Here is a 22,762-nt window from a genome sequence, read left to right as displayed (position 1 = left end):
ATGCCGAAACCATCCGCCCGCATCTCCGGCATCGTCCCATCAGGCAAGGACGGCTGGGAAGTGCATTTCGCCGCCATGACACGCAAGCAGGCCGGCGAAGACATCATCATGCTGTCGGTCGGCGACCACGATTTCGATACGCCGTCGGAGACGGTCGAGGCCTGTGTCGACGCCGTGCGCGCCGGCTACCACCACTACACACAACTGCCCGGCCTGCCGCGCCTGCGTGCTGCCATGGCCAGGATCTCCACGCGCTGCAGCGGCGTCGACACCGCACTTTCCGAAATCATCGCCACACCGGGCGGCCAGGCCGCTCTCTACGCCGCGGTCCAGGCAACGCATGATCCGGGCGACCACGCCGTGGTCGTGGCGCCCTATTACGCCACCTACCCCGGCACCTTCCGCGCCGCCGGCGCCGGCTACACCGTCGTCGAGGCGCACGCATCGGATGGCTTCCAGCCGCGTGCCCAAGAGATCGAGACGGCGCTGAAGCCCAACACGCGCTCGATCCTCATCAACACGCCGAACAACCCGACCGGTGCCGTCTATAGCAGGAAATGCCTGGAGGACATCGCCGAGCTTTGCATCCGACGCGACCTCTGGCTGCTCTCCGACGAGGTCTATTGGACGCTCGGCGGCGGCGAGCATGTGTCGCCCCGGGCCCTTCCCGGCATGGCCGAACGCACGCTCATCATCAACTCGATGTCCAAAAGCCACGGCATGACCGGCTGGCGCATCGGCTGGCTCACCGCCCCAGCCGACCTCGTCTCGCTGGTCATCAACCTCAACCTCGTCACCACCTACGGCCTGACCGACTTCGTCAGCCGCGCGGCGATCGAAGCGCTGGAAAACGATTTCGGCGTTGAATGGATCGCGACCACCTATGCCGGCCGCCGCAGCCTGTTCGTCGACCAGATGCGTGGACTGAACAACGTCACCGTGCGCGGCTCCGAAGGCGGCATGTATGTCATGCTCGATGTCAGCGCCATCGAACCCGACTGCGAGAAATTCGCCTGGGATCTGCTCGAGGCCGAGAAGGTCGCCGTCATGCCTGGCAAGAGCTTCGGCGACGCCGCCGCAGGTCACATCCGCATCAGTCTGTGCCAGCCCGACGACGTGCTGAGGGAGGCCGCCGGCCGCCTGAGGCGCTTCGCCAACAGCTACGAGAGGTCTGCCGCATGACCGAAATCCCCACCCGTGCCCGCGCCGTCATCATTGGCGGCGGTGTGTCCGGCTGCTCCGTCGCCTATCATCTGGCGAAGCTCGGCTGGACCGATATCGTGCTTCTGGAGCGCAAGCAGCTCACCTCAGGCACGACATGGCACGCGGCGGGGTTGATCGGACAGTTGCGCGCGTCGCAGAACATGACCCGGCTGGCGAAGTATTCGGCCGACCTCTACGTCAGGCTCGAGGAAGAGACCGGCGTCGCCACCGGCATGCGCCAGGTCGGCTCGATCACCGTCGCGCTGACCGAGGAGCGCAAGCACGAGATCTACCGCCAGGCTTCGCTCGCCCGCGCCTTCAATGTCGACGTGCGCGAGATTTCGCCAGGAGAAGTCAAGGAGATGTATCCGCATCTCAATGTCTCCGACGTTGTCGGTGCCGTGCATCTGCCGCTCGACGGCCAGTGCGACCCGGCCAACATCGCGATGGCCTTGGCCAAGGGCGCACGGCAGCGTGGTGCAAGGATCATCGAGAACGTCAAGGTCACGAAGGTCCTGACGAAGAATGGCCGTGTTTCCGGCGTGTCATGGGCGCAAGGCGACGAACAGGGAACCATCGAGACCGACATCGTCGTCAACTGCGCCGGCATGTGGGCGCGCGAGCTGGGCGCCAAGAACGGTGTCAGCATCCCGCTGCATGCCTGCGAGCATTTCTACCTCGTCACCGAAGCCATTCCCGGCCTCGGCCGCCTGCCAGTGCTGCGCGTGCCCGACGAATGCGCCTACTACAAGGAAGACGCCGGCAAGATGATGCTCGGCGCGTTCGAGCCGGTGGCCAAGCCCTGGGGCATGGACGGCATCCGCGAGGATTTCTGCTTCGACCAGTTGCCCGAGGACATGGATCATTTCGCCCCGATCCTCGAAATGGGCGTCAACCGCATGCCGATGCTGGAAACCGCCGGCATCCACACCTTCTTCAATGGGCCCGAGAGCTTCACCCCCGACGACCGCTATTATCTCGGCGAGGCGCCGGAGCTGGGCGGCTACTGGGTCGCCGCCGGCTACAATTCCATCGGCATCGTCTCATCTGGCGGTGCCGGCATGGCGCTGGCGCAGTGGATCCATGACGGCGACGCGCCGTTCGACCTCTGGGAGGTCGACATCCGCCGCGCCCAGCCATTCCAGAAGAACCGGCGTTATCTCAAGGAGCGCGTCTCGGAGACGCTGGGCCTGCTTTATGCCGACCATTTCCCCTATCGCCAGATGGCGACATCGCGGAACATCAGGCGCTCGCCCCTGCATGAGCACCTGAAGGCGCGCGGAGCGGTGTTCGGCGAAGTCGCCGGCTGGGAGCGCGCCAACTGGTTTGCGCGCGAAGGCCAGGAGCGCGATTACAGATATTCCTGGAAGCGGCAGAACTGGTTCGACAACCAGCGCGACGAACACCTGGCAGTCCGCAACGGCGTCGGCCTGTTCGACATGACTTCCTTCGGCAAAATCAAGATCGAGGGCCGTGATGCGCTGGCCTATCTGCAGCGCCTCTGCGCCAACGACATGGATGTCGAGCCCGGCCGGATCGTCTACACCCAGATGCTCAACCAGCGCGGCGGCATCGAAAGCGACCTGACGGTCACACGGCTTTCACCGACGGTCTTCCTGGCCGTCGTGCCCGGCGCCACGCTTCGCCGCGACCTCGCCTGGCTGCGGAGGTATCTTCGCGACGAATTCGTCGTCATCACCGACGTAACTCCGGCAGGATCGGTGCTCTGCCTGATGGGACCGAATTCGCGGGAGCTGATCGAAAAAGTCAGCCCCAACGATTTCTCCAACGACAAAAATCCGTTCGGAACCTGGCAGGAGATCGAGATCGGCATGGGCCTTGGCCGCGCCCATCGCGTCACCTATGTCGGCGAACTCGGTTGGGAGCTCTATATTCCGACCGACCAGGCGGCGCATGTATTCGAGGTCATCGAGGAAGCCGGCGCCGATCTTGGGCTGAAGCTGTGCGGCCTCCACGCGCTCGATTCCTGCCGCATCGAGAAGGCTTTTCGGCATTTCGGCCATGACATCACCGACGAGGATCATGTTCTGGAGGCCGGACTCGGCTTTGCGGTCAAGACCGGCAAGGGCGACTTCATCGGCCGCGACGCGGTGCTGCGCAAGCGCGAGGCGGGTCTTGCCCGCCGGTTGGTCCAGTTCCGGCTGACCGACCCCGAGCCGCTGCTGTTCCACAACGAGGCCATCGTCCGCAACGGCAAGATCGTCGGCACGATCACCTCGGGCAATTACGGCCATTATCTCGGCGGCGCCATCGGGCTCGGTTATGTCCCCTGCGCTAACGAGCCCGAGGCAGACGTGCTCGGTTCGCGCTACGAGATCGAGATCGCCGGCGAACGTTTTGTTGCCGAAGCCTCGCTGAAGCCGATGTACGATCCCAAGGCCGAACGCGTGCGCATGTAGCCGCCCCTTACAAAATCGCCCGCGCTGACATATTCAGACGGAGGGAATTCATGCGGCGAGGCCGGGCAGTGACGAAAAAGCAGCGACGCGTCTGGTGGGGCGACTTCAAGGCGGCCGATTTCGCCGGTCTCGATCCGGAAATGACGATCGCCGTCATCCCTGTCGCGGCCATCGAGCAACACGGCCCGCATCTGCCCGTCTCGACCGACCTTTCGATCATGGAAGGCATGCTGGCCGAGACCTTCGCCCATCTGCCCGACGACCTCGACGCCCGCTTCCTGCCGATCCAGGCAGTCGGCAAGTCCGACGAGCATATGCAGGCACCCGGCACGCTCAGCCTGCCCGCCAATATGCTGGTCGACGCCTGGACCGAACTCGGCGCCTCGATCGCCCGCGCGGGCATCCGCAAGTTCGTGTTCGTCACCTCGCATGGCGGCAATGAGGAGGTGATGGGCATCGTCTCGCGCGAACTGCGGGTGCGCTTCGACGCCCTGTCGGTGCGCTCGAGCTGGGGCCGCTTCGGCACGCCCGACGGCCTCTACCTTCCTCGCGAGATCCAGCTCGGCATTCATGGCGGCGATGTCGAGACTTCGCTGATGCTGCATTTCCGCCCCGAGCTGGTCGAGATGGCAAAGGCCCAGGACTTTGCCTCCAGCTTCGAGCGCACTGAGGCCGAGTTCGACCTGCTGCGCTCACATGGCCCATACGGCTTCTCGTGGATATCAAGCGATCTCAACCCACATGGCGTGGTCGGCAATGCGCTCGCCGCCACCGCCGAGAAGGGGCGGCTGACGGCCACGCATCAAGCCAAGGGATTCGTTCGCCTGCTGCAGGACATCCGCAAGGCGAAGTTGGCGGAATGGCTGGCGTAGAGATGGTGCGTCCTTCAAGGCTCGCCGATCGAAGATAGCGGCTGAACGGAGTGAGCGGTCGCACGACCGGCCTCATCCTGAGGTGTGAGCCCGTATGGCCGCGCTGTTGTGCACAGCCCATCGGCGGGCGGGCCTTGAAGGACGCACGACCAGCCAAGCTGAACCCTGGCCGCCCTAGACCTCCAGCCCGAACGGCACGCCCTCGAAACAATCGGCGCCACGACCGATGGCGGCGATCGCCGTCACCATGCGCCCGTTGCGTCCCAGAACGTGGTCTGCCACCGCGATCAGCCGCGGATTGGGCGTCGCCGTTGGTGAAAGTCTCCGCAACAGCAGGGCAAGCTCCGTCTCGTCGCGCGACGGATCGAATGCCGCAGCGACAATGTAGGCCGACGCCGTCGACCGGCTTACACCAGCCCAGCAATTGATCGCCAGCGGCCGCGAGCGGTCCCATGCGCGGGCGAAATCGAGCAATTGCCGCACATGGGCCTCGCCGGGCAGCGTCATGCCGTCCTGCTCGACCGCGATGTCGTGCATGTTCATCAAAAGGTGGTTCTCGGCGCGGATCGACACTGGCCGCGTCATTTCCATTCCGGCCGAAAGCAGTGAGACAAGCCGCTCGGCCCCGATGCGCGCAACTGTCTCGTCGACCTTCGAAAGCGGGCAGACAAAGATCACCGCGCAGCCTCCTTCTTCGCCGCTTCCCGGTCCTGCGCCCAGTCACCCAGGGCCACGTCAAGCCGCCGCCACTCGACTTCGTGGCCCGGCAGGCCGCAGCGCAACTGGGTCGGTCGATCGGTGAAACCGCGCACCAGGATACCCTCGCGCCCCAGTGCCTTGAACAGTCCGGCGGCGTCGGAAATGTCGACATGGCGGAACAGCGACGTGCCACCGGTGACGATCACGCCAGCGCGGGCAAAGGCCTGGTCGAGACGATGCGCGGCATGCGCCAGCGTCGTCCGCATCTCACGCTGCCAGTCAGCATCCGACAGTGCCTTGATGCCATACTCGAGCGACGGTACGGCCACCGACCAGGGCCCGAGCTCTTCCTCCAATCGACCGGCGATATCGGGGTGGGCCAGTGCAAAGCCGAGACGGATGCCGGCCAGCCCGTAGAACTTGCCGAAGGAGCGCAGCACCACGAGGCCACTCTGTTCGACGTCGCCGGCAAGGCTCTGCGCCTGCGGGCCGACGTCCATGAACGCCTCGTCGACGACCAGAAGCCCACCGCGGGCGCGCAGGCTGGCGGCCAGTTCAAGCAGGTCCTTGCGCTGCACGACACGGCCGTCAGGGTTGTTCGGATTGACCACGACGGCGAGGTCGGCGTCGAAAAGCTGCCCGAAATCGCGCGTCTCGGCCACCTGATGACCGGCGATCGCAGCGGCGCGGGCGTGTTCCTGATAGGTCGGCCCGAGCACGAGGGCGCGGCCGGACCGCACCAGCGAGGCGATGCGCGGCAATAGAATCTGCGTGCCCGGCGCCGGCACCACATGGGCGGCCGAGGGCGCACCGTAAGCAGTTGCGGCAACCGCTGCGAGGTCGCGCGCCCGACCCGGCTCGGGCAGGCGCGACAAGGCTGTGGCAGGCAGCTCGAAAAGCGGATAGGAGTTTGGATTGATCCCGGTCGACAGGTCGACGAATGGCTCGGGCGCTCCCGGAAACAGCGCCCTCGCCCGTTCCAGGCTGCCGCCGTGGTCCACGGTCCCTGTCCTACGTCCTGCAAGAAGCGTCATGTCTTTTCCGCTCGCCTTCCTGTCGCTTCTGGTTGAACTCGGTCTCGGCTATCCGGACCGACTTGTGCGCAAGATCGGTCATCCGGTCATCTGGATCGGCAAGCTGATATCCTTTCTCGACATCAGCCTCAACCGAGCCACCGATACCGACGCTCAGCGCCGCATCTGGGGTGTCGCCGCCCTCGTCGTCATCGTCACACTGCCCGCCACAATCGCCTTCGCCCTGGAGCGGCTGTTCGGTTTGCTGCCCCTCGGCATGCTCTTGACCGCCATCGCCGCTTCCAGCCTCGTCGCCCAGCGCAGCCTCGGCAGCCATGTGAAGGCGGTCGCCGACGCGCTCGACAGCGGCGGCATCATTGCCGGTCGCAAGGCCGTGTCGCAAATCGTCGGCCGCGACCCCGAGCGTCTCGACGAAGCAGGCGTCAGCCGTGCCGCAATCGAGAGCCTGGCCGAAAACTTCTCCGACGGCATCACCGCACCTGCCTTCTGGCTCGCCATCTCAGGTTTCGCTGGAGGTGCCGCCTACAAGGCGGCCAACACCGCCGATTCGATGATCGGCCACCGCACCAACCGCCACGAAGCCTTCGGCTGGGCCGCCGCCCGTTTCGACGACCTCATCAACCTGCCGGCCTCGCGCCTGACCGCGCTTGCCATCGTGCTCGCCGCCTCCCTCGTGCCCGGCGCCGACCCGAAGGCCGCCTGGGAGGCCGTCTGGCGCGACGCCCAAAAACATCGTTCACCCAATGCCGGCTGGCCCGAGGCCGCCATGGCCGGCGCGCTCGGCCTCGCCCTTGCCGGCCCTCGCGCCTATGGCGGCGTTTTGGTCGAGGACGCCTTCATGGGCGCGGGCGGCCGCCGGGACGCCAATGCCCGGGATATCCGCGCAGCACTCCGCCTCTACTGGACCGCCGACGCCATCCTGGTCGGCGCCATCGGCCTGATCGGCTTCGCCATCTGGCTCTGACACAGCAGCGCTAGAACTCGATTCCCTTCTGAGCCTTCACGCCGGCCGAGAAGTGATGCTTGGTCGCGCCCATCTCGGTGACAAGGTCGGCAGCCTCGACCAGCGCCGGCTTGGCGTTGCGGCCGGTGACCACGACATGCAGGCCCTCGCGACGGTTCTGCAGCGTCGCGACCACCGCCTCCAGATCGAGATAGTCATAGCGCAGTGCGATATTGAGCTCGTCGAGCACGACAAGCGAAATTGTCGGGTCGGCCAGCAGTTCCTGCGCCTTTGCCCAGGCTGCTTCGGCGGCGGCGATGTCGCGCTTGATGTCCTGCGTCTCCCAGGTAAAGCCCTCGCCCATCGTGTGCCAGACGGCGCGGTCACCGAAGGCGGCGAATGCGTCCTGCTCGCCCGAATGCCAGGCGCCCTTGATGAACTGCACGACGCCAACCCGCTGGCCATAACCCAGCATGCGCAGCGCCAGACCGAATGCCGCGGTCGACTTGCCCTTGCCGGGACCCGTGTTGACGATCAGCAGCCCCTTCTCGACGATGGTCTTGCCGGCGACCTCAGCATCCTGAACCGCCTTGCGCTTGGCCATCTTGGCGCGGTGGCGTTCGGCTTCCTGCTCGTCGATCGTCTTCATCATTTCACCCTCATCGGCAGGCCGGCGACAAGAAACAGCACCTCTTCGGCCACGGCCGCCACCTTCTGATTGAGCCTGCCGGCATCGTCACGAAAACGGCGGGCCAGTGCATTGTCGGGCACGATGCCGAGCCCGACCTCGTTGGAGACCACGAACCACGGCCCGCGCGGACGCGACAGTGCCTCGACGAGCGCCGCACATTCGGCCTCGACGTCATGATCGGCCAGCAGATGATTGGTAAGCCAAAGCGTCAGGCAGTCGACCAGAACAGGCGCGCCATCGGGCAGGCTGGCGAGCGCGCCGACCAGATCCAGCGGCGCGTCGAGCGTCCGCCAGCCCTCGCCACGGCGTCCCAGATGGATCAAAATGCGCTCACGCATCTCGTCGTCATAAGCCTGCGCCGTGGCAACATAGGTCCACGGCGCAGGAAATTGGGTGATGAGCTGCTCGGCATGCGCGCTCTTGCCGGAGCGCGCGCCGCCGAGCAGGAGGGTCAGCATCTCAGGCAAGGCGGCCGTTCAGCGACGGCGCCGGCTCGCTCATGAAGCGGTTGCGCACATAGCCCGCCACCGCCCCCAGCACGACCCAGAACACCAGATTGGTGATGGTGACGGCGACGACGAAGCTGTGGTGCAGGTCTGCTGGAATCGGCGACTCGTGGCTTTCCGGTTGCGGTGCACCGACGATGTGCGGCGCAACGATCAGCACCACACCGAGTATCGCCAGCGGCAGCGACTGCTTGAAAGCGATCAGCGCGAGACCCGCCGCGGTGGCGACGACGGTCAGCGTCCACCAGATCTGGCGTGCGCCAAGATCGGCTGCCGGCATCGCCGGCAGCTCCGGCGGCAGGCCAAGACCGGGAGCCAGGGTAAACACGGCAAAGCCGGCAAAGCCCCAGAACACCCCCTGGCGCCAGTTGGCGATGCCACCGGCAAACTCGGAAACGGCGACCAGGATCAGGCCGAAAGCGATGCCGCTGACGATATTGGCGAGCGCCGAATAGGCAAAACGTTCAGCGCCGTCGGCCGGAGCCCAGGCTTCTTCTTCGGCTGGCGCCGCAGTCTGTGCCGCCGTGGTTTCGGCGCCGGCCGCAGGGGCGGTCGCCTCAGTGCCGGCAACTGGTGCCGCGGCGTGCTCATGGCCACCGCCGGCGTTCTCATAGGTCTCCGCCTTGAGGATCAGCGGGACGGTTGCATAGGTCTGGAGTGCGGCAAGGACCACGCCGGCCAATAGCCCGCTGATCGCCGCGATGAACACGACGTTTCTGAAGATGGACATTGTTGGATCGCCTTGGTTAGTGGCAGGGGAAAGCCATCGAGTGGCGATAGTCGTGGGCAGCGTTGTGCACCACGTCCATATGCGAGAACCCGAGGAAGCCAACAACGAAAAGGCCGAGCAGCGCGGCAAGCGCCAGCTGCATGCTACGCGACTGCGAAGAGACGTCGGTGCCGAGAGCAGAAACAGTGTTCATCACAAGTCCTTTCGCCCTCCACCCGAGGGCACAGAGATAAGTGCCTGTCGCCGGCAGGTCTCCTGGCTTGCGGATCGGCACCCTTCCCCGCCTTCCCGAAGCAAGCTTCAGTGGCATTTGGGGAGAGCTAACCGCATACAGTTGCGGGGGCAGCCACGGCTTTGGACCTTCAAATGGCCCTTACCGCATTCCCTCTTGATTCCGTAACGGAACCGACGACGCCGCAACTATAGAAACAAATGGCTTGGGCGGCAAACCAAATTCCGACGCCGCCGCGCTCGAAAGCGGCGTTCCGGCGATCATCCGCGGGCCACGATTCGCTCGGCCACCAGATGCTGGAGCCGCCACAGATGCCGATCGTGGATCGCCCGCTGCTCGAGGTTGCTGACCACATTATAGAGATAGTCCGCAGCCGAACCCCAATGGCCGCAGGTCGTCGCCAGTCGCTCCGCCACCGCGTCCTCGCCCAGCGCGCCGGCATAGGCGTGGCCTTTGCGGTTGATGACGAAGGCGAGCGCGGTCAACGGACCTTCATCGGTGGCGAGCTTCAGCCAGCGCGGCTTGTAGGTGGAGGGTTTCAGCGTCATCTCGCGGCGAAACAGCTTGTCCAGCTGCTCGCGGCGGTCGCCGTCCGTCAGCCTGAGCGCCACGCCCTTGCACTGGCCGCCGCGATCCATGCCCATCATCAGTCCAGGCTCAGCCTTTGTGGCGCGCCAGCGGGTCATGTTGATGCAGAACGAACGGTGCCAGCCGCGCACCAGCGCCACCCTTTCGTCGGTGTGCTCCACCTCGGGTTTCCAGATCAGCGATCCATAGGCAAACAGCCACAACGGTCCATTGCCGGGACGCGCGGCAAGCGTCTCGTCGATCATCACCTCATAGTCGGCGTCGTCGAGATGCATCGCATCGGGGTCGGGGCCCGTGTCGGCGACCTCGCGATGGCAACGCGCCACCAGCTCCTCGGTCAGCGCCATCTTTCGTCCGCTCATGCCCGCCCCATCAATTGCTTAACCCTGTGCACGACAGACAGTTCTGCTCTCTTCCGCCCCGCTTCAACCATGATAGTGCTGCATGGGCGCTGCAACACCCGAAAACGCAGAAGCGAACAACATGACGATGCAACCGGACCCCGACCAGATCAAAGCACCTTCTCGGCGCGTATCGGTCATCGACATCGCCCGCGGCGTAGCCCTGATCGCCATGGCGATCTACCACTTCGCCTGGGACCTCGAATTCTTCGGTTATGCCGATCCGGGCATGACCGCCTATGGCAACTGGAAGCTGTTCGCGCGCTGCATCGCCTCGAGCTTCCTGTTCCTCGTCGGTGCCAGCCTGGTGCTGGCACATGCCAAGGGCATCCGCTGGCCCGGCTATTTCAGGCGGCTCGCCATGGTGACAGCGGCGGCACTAGCGATCACCGTCGCCACCTGGTTCGCCACGCCAGACACCTTCATCTTCTTCGGCATCCTGCATCATATCGCGCTCGCCAGCGTGCTTGGCCTTGCCTTCCTACGCGTCCCGCCGGTGCTGACGCTGATCGCCGCTGCTCTGGTGATCGTAGCACCCCACTATCTGCGCTCGGAGGCGTTCAATCACCCGGCCCTGGTCTGGATCGGCCTTTCCACCGCCAACCCGCGCTCCAACGATTTCGTCCCGCTGTTCCCCTTCTTCGGCGCGGTGCTGGCTGGCATCGGCGTCGCCGGACTGGCGCTCAGGGCAGGCCTGATCGAAAAGATGGCGCGGCTTCAGCCCGGCGCCTGGTCGCGCCCCCTCTCCTTCTTTGGTCGCCACAGCCTTGCCTTTTACCTCATTCACCAGCCGGTGATGATCTCGCTGGTCTGGCTCTTCGCCCAGCTCTTCCCGGCCCCGGTCGAAACCCGCGAGGTCACTTTCCTGAAATCCTGCCAGCTTTCCTGCGAGCAGAGCCGCGACACCGATTTCTGCTCGCGCTACTGTGTCTGCATGCTCGACGAGTTGCAGAAGGATGATTCGTTCGATCGGCTCTATGCCTCCGACCAGAGCCCGAAGTTGAAGGCCCATGTCGGGCAGACCGCCGCCATGTGCACGACAAGCACCGAAAATCAGACGATACCAGGAGGAGCGCAGTGACCAATCCCAACGCCGCCCCCAGCAAGGTGCCATGGCCGCCGATCCTCTACCTCGCAGCAATCGTGGTGGCGGCGGTGCTCGGACTGCTCTATCCCTTGCCGTGGATCACCGAACCGCTGTCGGACTTGCTTTTTGCCGCCGGCTGGCTGGCGGTTGCCGGCGTTGTTGCGATCTATTATTCGGCCATGCAGACGCTGAAGCGGGCCAAGACCACCATCCGCCCCGACAGGCCGTCCGAGCATCTGGTCACGTCGGGCGCCTTCTCCTTCACCCGCAACCCGATCTATTTCGCCAACACGCTGCTGATGATCGCCATCGGGCTGATCACCGCAAATGTCTGGTTCCTGGCGCTGGCCCTCATTGCCGCCTTTGCCACGCAAAAGCTCGCCATCGTACCGGAGGAAAAGCACCTGCAGGCACGTTTCGGCAAGAAATACATCGATTACGCGAAGAAGGTCCGGCGCTGGATCTAACCGGCGACGGCGGTCGCTTGCCTTCGGAGAAAACTGCTCGTCCCATAGACGGCGACGATCGCCAGCGCGAACACCAGCCATAAGATCAAGCCGATCCATTGATGCTGGGCCGCATCGCCGCCTTGAAACACGCGGCCGAGATAGCGGACGCTGTTCTGATGCGATGCATGCATCAGGATAGCCGGCAGCACGCTTCCGGCCGAGTTCTGGTACAGCCATGTGAACACCACCGCTGCCGCCATGACATTGAGCGCACTTGAAATGCTGTAGTCGTTCAGCAGCACCAGCGGCAGGTGCCAGGCCGCCCAGATCAGCCCGAGCACCAGACTGGCATTCAGCGCTCCGCGCTCGCCGAGAAGCAAGGGCAGTGCAAAGCCCCGCCATCCCGGCTCCTCGCCAAGCGGACCGCTGAAAACCATGAGCAACGCGACCATGACGGCGATTTCCGTGACGGCCGGCACATTCGCCCAGTCTGGCGGGGCCGAGCCGAACATCGGATTGAGCCAGATAGCAAGCAGTTGCACCGCCAGCGGCATGCCGATCGCCGCCAGGTACCACACCGGAGGCACACGCCACTTAACAACCGAGGCAAGCAGGGCACGTACCCTTGGCCAGCCGCCCAGGACAGCCGAAATGACGATGGCAGCGACAAACGGGCCGAAGGTGAACCAGGCGATGTCTTCGCCGCCTGCCCGATAGAACGGAATGAAGCCTATCCAGGTGATCGTGAATGCCAGCAGCACGAAGCTCACGACCGGCCAGTCGCGAACCGTCCTGACGAGCATGGACATTGGAGCTACTCCCGAGGGGTAGTTGACCATACCACAATGCCGTAGGCGAGTCCGGGCTGCCGCCCGCAGAGCGTGACCGGATCGGGCGTCAGGTGTTGACGCCGAGTTCGACCAGCCGCTCGACGCAGGATTCCTCGGCCTGGTCGAGCTCGGCCAGCGTCTCCTCGAGGTCGCGGCGCTTCTGGCGCAGGTCCTCGCGCTTCTCCTCGATGCGCTTGATCATCAGCTTGAGTTGACCGACTTCGCCGGGCGGCTCGCGATACATCTGGATGATCTCGCGGATCTCGTTGATCGAGAAGCCGAGCCTTTTGCCGCGCATGATCTGGCGAATGAGATGCCGATCGGATGGTCTGAACAGGCGGGTGCGGCCACGGCGGACGGGCTGGACCAGCCCCTCGTCCTCGTAGAAGCGCAGCGTGCGCGTCGAAATGTCGAATTCCCGGGTCAGTTCGGTAATCGAGTAATATTCCCGCATCGTCTCTCCACCCGGCGGACGCTATCGCCCCGCCTCAAATTCATGCCGGGCACTAGCCGAGGCGATCATGCCGCGCGACTGATCCGCGCAAGCCGAGGAACCGTCACCGATCCCTTGCGGAGTCTGGCACGCGATTTACGTAAAAGTCAATCGAGCACAACTATCCCGGAGCGGCTCCGAGATGCAGCCACCAGGTGGCGAGACTGAGGAAGGCCAGGAAGCCGATGACGTCAGTGATCATCGTCGTGAAGATCGATGACGAGATCGCCGGATCGGCGCCGAATTTGTCGAGCAGCAACGGAATGAGGATTCCGCCAAGTGCCGCCGCCAGCATGTTGAGGATCATCGCCGCAGCAATGACAAAGCCGAGGTCCGGATTGTGGAACCACAGGCCGGCAACGAGGCCGAGGATGGTCGCGATGACCGCGCCGTTGAGCAGACCGACCATCACCTCGCGGCGAATGACGCGGCCGGCATTGTAGATGTCGAGGTCGCGGGTCGCGAGTGCGCGCACCGTCACCGTCATCGTCTGCGTTCCGGCATTGCCGCCGAGCGAGGCGACGATTGGCATTAGCGCCGCCAGTGCCACCATTTCCTCGATCGTCGCGCCGAACTGGCTGATGACGGATGCCGAGATGAAAGCGGTGCCGAGATTGACCAGCAGCCAGGGCACGCGCGAACGCGACGTCGCCGCCACCGTGTCGGACAGCTCTTCGTCGCCGACACCGCCCATGCGCAGCAGATCTTCCTCGGCCTCCTGCTGGATGACGTCGACGACATCGTCGATGGTCAGCACGCCGACAAGACGCTCGTTCTCGTCGACGACGGCAGCGGAAAGCAGATCGTATTGCTCGAATTCGCGCGCCGCCTCTTCCTGATCCATCGTTGCAGGAATGGCATGGCGCGTCTCGTGCATCACCTCTTCGATCTTGACTGCGCGCTTGGTGCGCAGGATCTGGTCGAGGTCGACAGCGCCGAGCAGCTTGAAGGTCGGGTCGATGACGAAGACCTGGCTGAAGCGGTCAGGCAGATCCTTGTCGTCGCGCAGATAGTCGATCGTCTGGCCTATGCTCCAGAAAGGCGGCACGGCGACGAACTCGGTCTGCATGCGCCGGCCGGCCGATTCCTCGGGATAGTCGAGCGAACGGCGCAGCCGGATGCGTTCGGTGAACGGCAGCTGCGCCAGGATCTCGTCCTGGTCCTCGGTGTCGAGATCCTCGAGAATGTAGACCGCGTCGTCGGAATCGAGTTCCTGGACGGCCTGGGCGATCTGCTCGTTGGGCAGGTTGTCGACGATGTCGAGGCGGATCGCATCGTCGACCTCGGTCAGCGCCGAGAAGTCGAAGTCCGAGCCCATCAGTTCGACAAGCGCCAGCCGCTGTTCCGGCAGCAGCGCCTCCAGCAGGTCGCCAAGTTCGGACTGGTGCAGGACGGAGACGTCGCGCTTCAGCGTCAGCGTATCGCGATCGGCAATCGCCGCCCCGATATGGGCCAGGAACGGCGCGAGAATCACCCCGTCATCGCCATAGATTTCGGCGCGGACAGCGTCAGCGGCGTCGGCGCCGTGGCTATGGTCGTGTCGGGCTTCCATCGGCGCTTCCCGCTTGCGGATTTCGGGATTCGAGGTGGGTTATCCCTAGCCCGCAAAGGGCCGGAATATCAAATGAAATACGGCCCGGACGCAGCACTTCGAACAGGCGGCGCGCGCCTGTCTCAATCAGGCCACATGATCGGCGGCGCAGTGGCCGTGATCGGCCAGAACCTCGATGATGCGGCAGTCGCAGATACGGCCATGGCCGCACTCGTCGATCATGCGGGCGAGCTCGCCGCGCAGCCGCCTGAGCTTCTCGATGCGACGGTCGACCTCAAGCAGATGCGACTGGGCGATGCTGTCGGCCTGATGACAGGAGGCCTGCGGCTCCTGTGACATGGCAAGCAGTTCGCGGATGTGATCGACTTCGAAGCCGAGTTCTCGGGCGTGGCGGATGAAATTCAGCCGGTCGATCTCGGTCTTGCCATAGCGGCGCTGGTTGCCCTCGGTGCGCGGCGGCGCGGCGATCAGCCCAATCTGTTCGTAGAAGCGGATCGTCGGCACTTTGACACCGGTTCGCCGCGCCAATTCGCCAATCGGCAGATTCATCGAAAAATCCTCTTGATCCTCTAGTGGCTAGAGATTCTAGCATCGCTTCATATAGGATTGAAAGGACCTGAAATGAACGACGCCAGCCACGGCAAGACACGCTTCCGCGTCGGCGGCATGGATTGCGCCTCTTGCGCGACCAAGATCGTAAACGCGGTCAGCCGCCTGCCCGGCATCACCGAGGTCGGCATTTCGGTGTCGGCCGGCACCATGATCGTCACCCATCAGGGCCCCGCCCCCTCCGCCGCCATCTCGAAACAGGTGAAGGCGCTTGGCTACTCGGTTGCCGAAGTGGGCGCAGCCAGGACCGCGGCACCGACGGCTCATGTCCATGAGCACGGCCCGAACTGCAGCCACGACCACGTCGGCCATGACCATGCAGGTCACGACCATTCCGGCCACGATCATGGCGACCATTCCGGACACGACCATGGCGCGGCGGCGGCAAATGTTGCCGGGGCCGGCCACGATCATTTCGACCTCGACGACGGCCCGTGGTGGAAATCGCGCAAGGCCAAGCTCACCATCACCTGCGGTGCAGCACTTGTCGCCGCCTACGCCATCGGCCAGCTCTTGCCGCAAATCGGGCATTGGGCTTTTCTGGCAGCACTTGCGGTCGGCCTGGTGCCGGTCGCCCGCCGTGCTTATGCCGGTGCCATATCGGGCACGCCGTTCTCCATCGAGACCTTGATGACCATCGCCGCCGTCGGCGCGGTGTTCATCGGCGCGACCGAAGAAGCAACGATGGTCGTCCTGCTGTTTCTCATCGGCGAATTGCTCGAAGGCGTCGCCGCCCGCCGCGCACGCGCCAGCATTCGCGGCCTGGCCGACCTCGTTCCCAAGACCGCCCTGGTCGAGGAAGGTGGCACGACGCGCGAAGTAGCCGCCGACACGCTTCAGGTCGGCGCGATCATGCTGGTCCGGCCGGGCGACCGCGTTGCCGCCGACGGCACAATCGTCGAAGGATCGAGCACGCTCGACGAAGCCCCTGTCACCGGGGAGAGCGTGCCCAAGTCGAAGAGTGCAGGCGACGACGTCTTTGCCGGCACGATCAACACCGATGCGGTGCTCCGGGTCCGCGTTACCGCAGCTGCCGCCGACAACACCATTGCCCGCGTCATCAAGCTGGTCGAGGAAGCGCAGGAAAGCAAGGCGCCGACCGAGCGCTTCATCGACAGCTTCTCGCGCTATTACACCCCTGCGGTCCTCGTCGTCGGCGCGCTGGTCGCCATCCTGCCGCCTTTGGTTGCCGGCGGCGACTGGTCGGAGTGGATCTACAAGGGCCTCGCCATCCTGCTGATCGGCTGTCCCTGCGCGCTGGTCATCTCGACGCCTGCCGCGATCGCCGCCGGCCTGTCTGCCGGCGCCCGCCGCGGCCTGCTGCTCAAGGGCGGCGCCGTGCTCGAAGGCATGCGCCGCGTCACCACGGTCGCGCTCGACAAGACAGGCACGCTGACCGAAGGCAAGCCGAAAGTCACCGACATCATCGGCATCAGCCTCTCCGAGGCCAATGTCCTGTCGCGCGCCGCCGCATTGGAAACAGGCTCCAGCCATCCACTGGCGCTGGCCATCCTCGGGCGCGCCAAGGCCGATGGCGTGCCAATACCACCGGCCAATGCCGCCAAGGCCATCGCCGGCAAGGGCGTGACAGCCAGGGTCGGCGGCGAGGAGGTTTTCCTCGCCTCACCTGGTGCTGCCGAAGAAATGGCCGGGCTGTCAGCCGAACAAAAGGCGCGGATCGCTGCCTTCAATGCCGACGGCAAAACAGTCTCGGTGCTGCTCGTCGACGGCAGGGTCGCGGGCATTCTCGCCATGCGCGACGAGCCGCGCGCCGATGCCATCGCCGCTCTCGCCCGGCTCAAGGACGATGGCATCGCCACAGTCATGCTGACCGGCGACAACGAGGCCACTGCCAAAGCCATCGGCAAGGGACTCGGCATCAACGTCCGCGCCGGGTTGATGCCAGACGACAAGCAGCGCATCGTGCGCGAACTGCAGAAGCAGGGCCAGGTCGTCGCCAAGGTCGGTGACGGCATCAACGACGCCCCTGCTCTGGCCGCGGCCGACTTCGGCGTCGCCATGGGCGGGGGCACAGATGTCGCGCTCGAAACGGCCGACGCCGCGATCCTGCATGGCCGCGTCAGCGACATCCCCGACATGATCGCACTGTCCAGGACAGTGATGGGCAACATCGCCCAGAACATCACCATCGCGCTCGGCCTCAAGGCGGTCTTCCTGGTGACGACAATCATGGGCATCACCGGCCTGTGGCCGGCGATCCTGGCCGACACAGGCGCGACCGTGCTGGTCACCGCAAACGCAATGCGCCTGCTCGCCTGGCGCGGGCGCTGACGAAAGCCGGCTCTGCTAGGTCTCAAGCGCGCAGAGCCGCCCCGGCACACTGCTTCAGCTCGCGAGCTTGCCCGGCTCCACCATCCCTGGGCATCGCCGCCTGGCCGGCGGCGATGCGGCGCACGTCACCGCCGACGCCACGCCCTGTTCGCATGGCGTCGGCCCTTAAGACAGACACCACGACTTGAGCGCGACGGAATGTGTGTTATCGTCCCTGCATTGCGAAGGGACGATCGCAGTGTACCGTGGATAACATGCGCGCACTGAATGTCGTCACAACCAGCACCTGCCCCTGAACTTGCCACCATCGTCATTGGCTACCGGGCCCCGGCGGAAATCGTCGGCGCCGTCCGCTCATTGCGCGAACAGTCAGTGGCGACCGACATTCTCGTCGTCAATTCCGGCGGCGGTGACATCGGCGCCCTGCTCCGCCGCCACGGCCTCGACGTCGCTTTCGTCGAATTCGAGGAGCGCCTTTATGTCGGTGCCGCCAGAAACCGCGGCATCGAACGAACCAGGGCGCCCTACGTCGCCTTCCTCGCCGATGATTGCCGCGCCGCACCCGGCTGGGTCGAGCGCCGCCTTGCACGCCATAAGGCCGGCGCGCCTGTCGTCGCCAGTGCTGTGATAAACAGCAAGCCGCAAAATCTGGTCGCCTGCGCCGCCCATCTCAGCCTGTTCATGCGCCGCCTGCCCGGATTGCCGGAGGAACAGGCTATTCGCTATGGCGCCTCCTTCGAGCGCGGCCTGTTTGCGCGTCATGGCCTCTATGACGAGACGATGGCGACCGGCGAGGACAGCGAATTCCTGTTGCGCCTGCCCGCCGAGCTCAAGCCGGCCTGGGATGGCGACATAAGAACGGTTCACCTCAACGAAACGAGGATCTTGCGCTTGCTGATCGACCAGTATCAGCGCGGTACCAACTACGGCCGCGAAATGCACCGGCTGTCCGGCAAATCCTTGCGCAAGATCGCCCGCGATGTGCTGCGCCAGCACCGCCCCGCCCGCCAGTTGGCCATGGCGGGGCTCTCCGGCGACGAACTGATCCAGACGCTGCGGGCCATGCCCATCCTGCGGCTCAGCCTGCTCGCCAAGGCCGCCGGCGTTTTGATGGCGGCCGACAGCAGGGACAAATCTGTCATCGCTCCCCTCAGCAGGCACGGGGTGCGGCCATGATCACCGTCACGGCCAAGCCACAGCGCCGACGCCGTTGGCGCGATCTTTTCCGCCGCCGGCAGACGGTACTTGCCGTTTTCAGCTACCGCTACGACGCCCATCTGGTGCCCGACCTGCTGACCAACATCGATCCGATCGTCGACGGCTGGGTCGCGCTGGACGACCGCGCCTCCACCGGGATTGTCAGCAGCGAGTTCGAGCGCCAGCGCACCCTCATCGGCGCTGCGCGGGCCGCCGGCGCCGACTGGATTCTTGCCATGGATCCGGACGAGCGATTCGAGATCGGCGCTGCGACCGCCATTCGAAGGCTGCTGTATCCGCGCAAGCCGACGGCCTGGGGCTTCAACCTGCGCGAACTCTACGAGCCAGACGCCTATCGCATCGACGGCATCTGGGGCCAGAAGGTCCGCTACCGGCTCTTCCCCGTCTTTGATGCAGCCGAACTGCCCGACCGTGGCATGCATGCATGCTGGTATCCGCGCGACGGCCGCTATCTCGAGCGGCACTGCGACCTGAACCTCTATCATCTCAAGATGATCGCCCCGGCCAGACGGTTGGCACGCCGGGATCTCTACAATCATCTCGATCCGGAGCTTCGCGACCAGCCGATCGGCTACGACTATCTTGCAGACGAGCAAGACGCCCGCTTCGAAACGATTCCGCAGGGCCGCGCCTACGCGCCGCCACATCATGATGACGGAGGCTTGTGGATGGCCGACTTGGCTGCAGCAGTTCAGACGGAACCTTAAAAACGGCCGTCAACATCCTGCACGTGTTTGATGATTGAGGAGTTTCCGGCTTTTCAGCCTGCCGGCACGTCTGGCCGGTGAAGCGGATATTTCCGCTTAGGAGTGACTGGTGCGGTCGAGAAGACTCGAACTTCCACGGGTTGCCCCACAGCGACCTCAACGCTGCGCGTCTACCAATTCCGCCACGACCGCACTGTCACGAAGGGCCGGTCCGAACCGGCTCGCGGCATGTAGCAAATCGTTTCCGGGGAAACAAGCGCCCTGTGCGATATTCGTCCATCATTCTTGCATACCCCAAGGGAAGCCGCATGACGGAGGCTGCGATAGCCGGCTTTCTAAGCCTGACCACTGGACGTTTTATCCCCAAGCCGCCATATCAGGTCGACGAACGGACCCCCAGAATGACCGAACGCAGCCTGATCGCCACGTCGTTTCTTGCCCTTCCCGGTTCAGCACCGGTCGAATGGCGAATCGAACCAGGCCTGACGCCCTACGATCAGGCGCTCGCCTTCATGGAACAGCGCGCAGATGCGATTCGCCAGGGCACATCAGGCGAGATGGTCTGGCTTGTCGAGCACCCGCCTGTTTACACCGCCGGCACCAGCGCCCAGGAACAGGACCTTGTCGAGCCCGACCGGTTTCCCGTCTTCAAGACCGGGCGAGGTGGCGAATACACCTATCATGGGCCCGGCCAACGCGTGGCCTATGTCATGCTCGACCTCAAGCGAAGGCGCGAGGACGTCCGCGCCTTCGTTGCGGCACTCGAAGCCTGGATCATTTCGGCGCTTGCCGCCTTCAACGTGAAGGGCGAACGGCGCGAGGACCGCGTCGGCGTCTGGGTGGTGCGGCCCGACCGCCCGGCCCTGCCTGACGGCTCGCCGGCGGAAGACAAGATCGCAGCCATCGGCATCCGTCTTCGCCGCTGGGTCAGTTTCCACGGCATCGCCATCAACGTCGAACCGGAGCTCGGCCATTTCTCCGGCATCGTGCCGTGCGGCGTCACCGACCACGGCGTTACCAGCCTCGTCGACCTTGGCCTACCGGTGACCATTGATGACCTGGATGTCGCGCTTAAAACTGCCTTCGAAGAGATATTCGGGCCGGCCGAAACCACCGCGACCGCTGTCCGGAAGACGGCCTGAGGCCGCCTTCCCGCGCGGCAGCTGCGATCCGCGCTTGATTCAACTCATTTTGCGCCAGGCGGCGCTGGCTCAGTCTTTTCCGTCTTGGCGATTTCAGCCCGCACGGTGTCGGCATCGAGTTAACCCGGTGCCCTGTTTCAGGTTGGGATTCAGCTCGCGCTGCTCATCAGGCACTCCAATCAGAGTGCGCCGATCCACACAGCCATGGTGACAAGGAAGGTGCTCATGCAGACCATCGAAATGACATCCTGTACCAGCTCGGTCATCTGTTGCTCCTGTTTTTAATATGTTCGTAATTTGTTCTATTTTTGTTCAAATGTCAACGCGAGCCATTGCATCCGGCAGCAGCCACTCGCCGCAACCGATTCGACAGTAAATGAAGGGTTTATCCAGGCGAACCGAGACCTTCGCCCGTTAACGAACAGGCAACGGCGTCATCAGGCGATAGGGACAGCGGTTGAGAACAGATTCGTCCGGCTCAAGCGCCGGGCGTCTTCAGCAAGCGTCAGTGGCGCTCGACGCCCTTGAGCTCGATGACATGCTCGATGCCCATCATTCATACCTCAGGGCTTCGACCGGATCGAGCGCGGCCGCCCGCCATGCCGGAACCAACGTCGCCAGGAACGACAGCACCAGTGCCATCAGCACCACCGAGATGGTCTCGCCGACATCCATCTTGGCCGGCAGCTGGCTGAGGAAATAGAGCTCGGGGTTGAACAGCACGGTACCCGACAGCCAGGAAAAGAACTGCCTGATGCGCTCGACATTGAGGCAGATGACCACGCCGAGCATCACGCCGGCGAGCGTGCCGGTCATGCCGATGGCAGCTCCCGTCATCAGGAAGATGCGCATCACCGCACCGCGTGTCGCCCCCATCGTGCGCAGGATGGCGATGTCGTGGCCCTTGTCCTTCACCAGCATGATCAGGCCGGAAATGATGTTGAGCGCCGCCACCAGCACGATCAGCGTCAGGATCATGAACATGACGTTGCGCTGGACCTGCAGCGCCGAAAAGAAGGTCTGGTTGCGCTCGCGCCAGTCGGTCAGGAAGATCGGCCGCTGTACCGCCTCCTCCACCTTGGACCTGATCGCGTCAACATTGTCGGGATCGTCGAGATAGACCTCGAGGCTCTGCGCCTTGCCTTCGGAGTTGAAGTACGTCTGCGCTTCAGACAACGGCATGAACACGATCGAGGCGTCGTATTCCGACATGCCGACTTCGAAGATCGCCGTGACCGCATAGCCTTGCAGGCGTGGCGTCGTGCCAAGCTGACTGACATCGCCGTCAGGCGCGATCACCGTAATGATGTCGCCCAGCGCCAGGCCGTGATTCCTAGCCATGCGGCTGCCGATTGCGACGCCGCCGGCCGTATCGAAACCGGCGATGCCCCCCTGTTTGATGTTATTGGCAACCAGCGTGATCTTGCCGAGATCCTCTCCGCGGATGCCGCGCACCAGCGCGCCGGAACCGGCGCCGACATTGCCCCGTGCCAGCACCTGACCTTCGACCATTGGAATGGCGTATTTGACGCCTGGGACACCATTGATCCGCTTGGCAAGCTCGGCATAGTCCTCCAGCGGCAAATCGACCGGCGTGACGATGAGATGGCCGTTGATGCCAAGAATCCGCGAAAGCAACTCCGCTCGGAAACCGTTCAACACCGCCATCACGACAATCAGCGTGGCGACACCCAGCATGATGCCAAGGAAAGAGATCGAGGCGATCACCGATACCATCGTTTCGTTGCGACGCGAGCGCAGATAGCGCCACGCCACCATGCGCTCGAAAGTCGAAAAAGGTCCGGCGCCTGCCGGCTTGGCTGCGCTTGTCTGGCTCATGCGGCAACGCCCAGGCGCTGGAGGGTGCTGGCCAGTCGCACCGTTTCGCGCGTGTCGCTCTTGCGGTTGATTTCGACCTCGCCGGCGGCAACACGACGCGGTCCGACGATGACCTGCCGGGGCAGGAAACTGCACGACAAACGCATGGGCTGGTCCGAAAAATGAGGAACGTTGCGCCGGAATCGGCGCACAGCTTCAGTGCACAGGCTTCATAGCCATTTCGTG

Annotated in this window: 23 protein-coding genes, 1 tRNA gene and 1 riboswitch; of the genes, 10 read left to right on the top strand and 14 right to left on the bottom strand. The window is 64.3% G+C overall.

Annotated features, from left to right (window positions below):
• The 3 genes from HNQ95_RS02710 to HNQ95_RS02700 all read left to right on the top strand — a co-directional run bounded on the left by HNQ95_RS02710 (position 1) and on the right by HNQ95_RS02700 (position 4,495).
• Positions 1-1,182 (top strand): pyridoxal phosphate-dependent aminotransferase, encoded by a 1,182-nt coding sequence (locus HNQ95_RS02710; protein ID WP_067966362.1) that lies wholly within the window; start codon positions 1-3, stop codon positions 1,180-1,182.
• Positions 1,179-3,623 (top strand): GcvT family protein, encoded by a 2,445-nt coding sequence (locus tag HNQ95_RS02705; protein ID WP_182573465.1) that lies wholly within the window; start codon positions 1,179-1,181, stop codon positions 3,621-3,623. Before HNQ95_RS02710 ends, HNQ95_RS02705 begins: the two co-directional genes overlap by 4 nt.
• Positions 3,624-3,691: 68 nt before the next feature.
• On the top strand, positions 3,692-4,495 hold the full coding sequence (locus tag HNQ95_RS02700; RefSeq protein ID WP_182573466.1) for a creatininase family protein: 804 nt from the start codon (positions 3,692-3,694) through the stop codon (positions 4,493-4,495).
• Between the two features lie 174 nt (positions 4,496-4,669).
• On the opposite strand, the gene HNQ95_RS02695 is transcribed toward HNQ95_RS02700, so the two are convergent.
• Both HNQ95_RS02695 and cobD read right to left on the bottom strand, forming a co-directional pair.
• Entirely contained in the window at positions 4,670-5,173 is a 504-nt protein-coding gene (locus HNQ95_RS02695; RefSeq protein WP_182573467.1) for a tyrosine phosphatase family protein, read from the bottom strand.
• Positions 5,170-6,228 carry a threonine-phosphate decarboxylase CobD gene (cobD, locus tag HNQ95_RS02690; protein ID WP_182573468.1) on the bottom strand — a complete coding sequence of 353 codons (1,059 nt, stop codon included), beginning with the start codon at positions 6,226-6,228 and terminating at the stop codon, positions 5,170-5,172. Before cobD ends, HNQ95_RS02695 begins: the two co-directional genes overlap by 4 nt.
• Here cobD and cbiB point away from each other — a divergent pair.
• Positions 6,227-7,192: an adenosylcobinamide-phosphate synthase CbiB gene (gene cbiB / locus HNQ95_RS02685; protein WP_182573469.1), complete on the top strand. Its 966-nt coding sequence runs from the start codon at positions 6,227-6,229 to the stop codon at positions 7,190-7,192. The genes cobD and cbiB overlap by 2 nt on opposite strands.
• Positions 7,193-7,202: 10 nt before the next feature.
• Here cbiB and cobO read toward each other — a convergent pair whose 3' ends face one another.
• From cobO to HNQ95_RS02660, 5 genes are all read right to left on the bottom strand, one after another.
• Entirely contained in the window at positions 7,203-7,820 is a 618-nt protein-coding gene (gene cobO, locus HNQ95_RS02680) for a cob(I)yrinic acid a,c-diamide adenosyltransferase (protein ID WP_067960818.1), read from the bottom strand.
• Entirely contained in the window at positions 7,820-8,320 is a 501-nt protein-coding gene (gene cobU, locus HNQ95_RS02675; RefSeq protein WP_067960815.1) for a bifunctional adenosylcobinamide kinase/adenosylcobinamide-phosphate guanylyltransferase, read from the bottom strand. The genes cobO and cobU overlap by 1 nt, the downstream gene beginning before the upstream one ends.
• A gap of 1 nt (position 8,321) precedes the next feature.
• Positions 8,322-9,098: a CbtA family protein gene (locus tag HNQ95_RS02670; protein WP_067960813.1), complete on the bottom strand. Its 777-nt coding sequence runs from the start codon at positions 9,096-9,098 to the stop codon at positions 8,322-8,324.
• A gap of 16 nt (positions 9,099-9,114) precedes the next feature.
• Positions 9,115-9,291, bottom strand: a complete 177-nt coding sequence (locus tag HNQ95_RS02665; RefSeq protein ID WP_067960811.1) for a CbtB domain-containing protein — start codon at positions 9,289-9,291, stop codon at positions 9,115-9,117.
• 35 nt (positions 9,292-9,326) lie between these two features.
• Positions 9,327-9,523: riboswitch (cobalamin riboswitch) on the bottom strand.
• Positions 9,524-9,590: 67 nt separating this feature from the next.
• On the bottom strand, positions 9,591-10,280 hold the full coding sequence (locus HNQ95_RS02660) for a gamma-glutamylcyclotransferase (protein WP_067960810.1): 690 nt from the start codon (positions 10,278-10,280) through the stop codon (positions 9,591-9,593).
• Between the two features lie 121 nt (positions 10,281-10,401).
• Here HNQ95_RS02660 and HNQ95_RS02655 point away from each other — a divergent pair, with 121 nt between their 5' ends.
• Positions 10,402-11,400, top strand: a complete 999-nt coding sequence (locus HNQ95_RS02655; RefSeq protein ID WP_067966360.1) for an acetyltransferase domain-containing protein — start codon at positions 10,402-10,404, stop codon at positions 11,398-11,400.
• Positions 11,397-11,873 carry a methyltransferase family protein gene (locus tag HNQ95_RS02650; RefSeq protein ID WP_067960808.1) on the top strand — a complete coding sequence of 159 codons (477 nt, stop codon included), beginning with the start codon at positions 11,397-11,399 and terminating at the stop codon, positions 11,871-11,873. The genes HNQ95_RS02655 and HNQ95_RS02650 overlap by 4 nt, the downstream gene beginning before the upstream one ends.
• Here the strand turns inward: HNQ95_RS02650 and HNQ95_RS02645 are convergent.
• The 4 genes from HNQ95_RS02645 to HNQ95_RS02630 all read right to left on the bottom strand — a co-directional run bounded on the left by HNQ95_RS02645 (position 11,870) and on the right by HNQ95_RS02630 (position 15,279).
• On the bottom strand, positions 11,870-12,664 hold the full coding sequence (locus HNQ95_RS02645) for a CPBP family intramembrane glutamic endopeptidase (RefSeq protein ID WP_182573470.1): 795 nt from the start codon (positions 12,662-12,664) through the stop codon (positions 11,870-11,872). The genes HNQ95_RS02650 and HNQ95_RS02645 overlap by 4 nt on opposite strands.
• 88 nt (positions 12,665-12,752) lie before the next feature.
• On the bottom strand, positions 12,753-13,139 hold the full coding sequence (locus tag HNQ95_RS02640) for a MerR family transcriptional regulator (protein WP_055969316.1): 387 nt from the start codon (positions 13,137-13,139) through the stop codon (positions 12,753-12,755).
• A 160-nt stretch (positions 13,140-13,299) separates the two neighbouring features.
• Complete coding sequence (mgtE, locus tag HNQ95_RS02635) at positions 13,300-14,730, bottom strand: magnesium transporter (RefSeq protein ID WP_067960804.1); 1,431 nt, start codon at positions 14,728-14,730, stop codon at positions 13,300-13,302.
• Positions 14,731-14,856: 126 nt separating this feature from the next.
• Positions 14,857-15,279 (bottom strand): MerR family transcriptional regulator, encoded by a 423-nt coding sequence (locus tag HNQ95_RS02630; RefSeq protein WP_067960801.1) that lies wholly within the window; start codon positions 15,277-15,279, stop codon positions 14,857-14,859.
• Between the two features lie 72 nt (positions 15,280-15,351).
• Here HNQ95_RS02630 and HNQ95_RS02625 point away from each other — a divergent pair, with 72 nt between their 5' ends.
• The 3 genes from HNQ95_RS02625 (at position 15,352) to HNQ95_RS02615 (ending at position 19,556) form a co-directional block, all read left to right on the top strand.
• Positions 15,352-17,631 carry a heavy metal translocating P-type ATPase gene (locus tag HNQ95_RS02625; protein ID WP_182573471.1) on the top strand — a complete coding sequence of 760 codons (2,280 nt, stop codon included), beginning with the start codon at positions 15,352-15,354 and terminating at the stop codon, positions 17,629-17,631.
• A 267-nt stretch (positions 17,632-17,898) separates the two neighbouring features.
• Positions 17,899-18,807, top strand: coding sequence for a glycosyltransferase family 2 protein (locus tag HNQ95_RS02620; RefSeq protein ID WP_182573472.1), 909 nt, complete (start codon positions 17,899-17,901; stop codon positions 18,805-18,807).
• Positions 18,804-19,556: a glycosyltransferase family protein gene (locus HNQ95_RS02615; protein WP_067960792.1), complete on the top strand. Its 753-nt coding sequence runs from the start codon at positions 18,804-18,806 to the stop codon at positions 19,554-19,556. Before HNQ95_RS02620 ends, HNQ95_RS02615 begins: the two co-directional genes overlap by 4 nt.
• Positions 19,557-19,663: 107 nt before the next feature.
• Here the strand turns inward: HNQ95_RS02615 and HNQ95_RS02610 are convergent.
• Positions 19,664-19,748, bottom strand: a tRNA-Leu gene (locus HNQ95_RS02610).
• A gap of 209 nt (positions 19,749-19,957) precedes the next feature.
• On the opposite strand from HNQ95_RS02610, the gene lipB reads away from it, so the two are divergent.
• Positions 19,958-20,698: a lipoyl(octanoyl) transferase LipB gene (gene lipB, locus HNQ95_RS02605; RefSeq protein WP_067960788.1), complete on the top strand. Its 741-nt coding sequence runs from the start codon at positions 19,958-19,960 to the stop codon at positions 20,696-20,698.
• 552 nt (positions 20,699-21,250) lie between these two features.
• Here lipB and HNQ95_RS02600 read toward each other — a convergent pair.
• Together HNQ95_RS02600 and HNQ95_RS02595 are read right to left on the bottom strand one after the other, a co-directional pair.
• Positions 21,251-22,537 (bottom strand): lipoprotein-releasing ABC transporter permease subunit, encoded by a 1,287-nt coding sequence (locus HNQ95_RS02600; protein ID WP_067960784.1) that lies wholly within the window; start codon positions 22,535-22,537, stop codon positions 21,251-21,253.
• Positions 22,534-22,683, bottom strand: a complete 150-nt coding sequence (locus tag HNQ95_RS02595; RefSeq protein WP_154383891.1) for a hypothetical protein — start codon at positions 22,681-22,683, stop codon at positions 22,534-22,536. The genes HNQ95_RS02600 and HNQ95_RS02595 overlap by 4 nt, the downstream gene beginning before the upstream one ends.
• Positions 22,684-22,762 lie beyond the last annotated feature (79 nt).

It is taken from the genome of Aminobacter ciceronei (assembly GCF_014138625.1).
Classification (GTDB): Bacteria; Pseudomonadota; Alphaproteobacteria; order Rhizobiales; family Rhizobiaceae; genus Aminobacter; species Aminobacter ciceronei.
The sequence above is the reverse complement of the archived record's forward strand: the minus strand, read 5'-3'. Positions and strand labels throughout refer to the sequence as shown.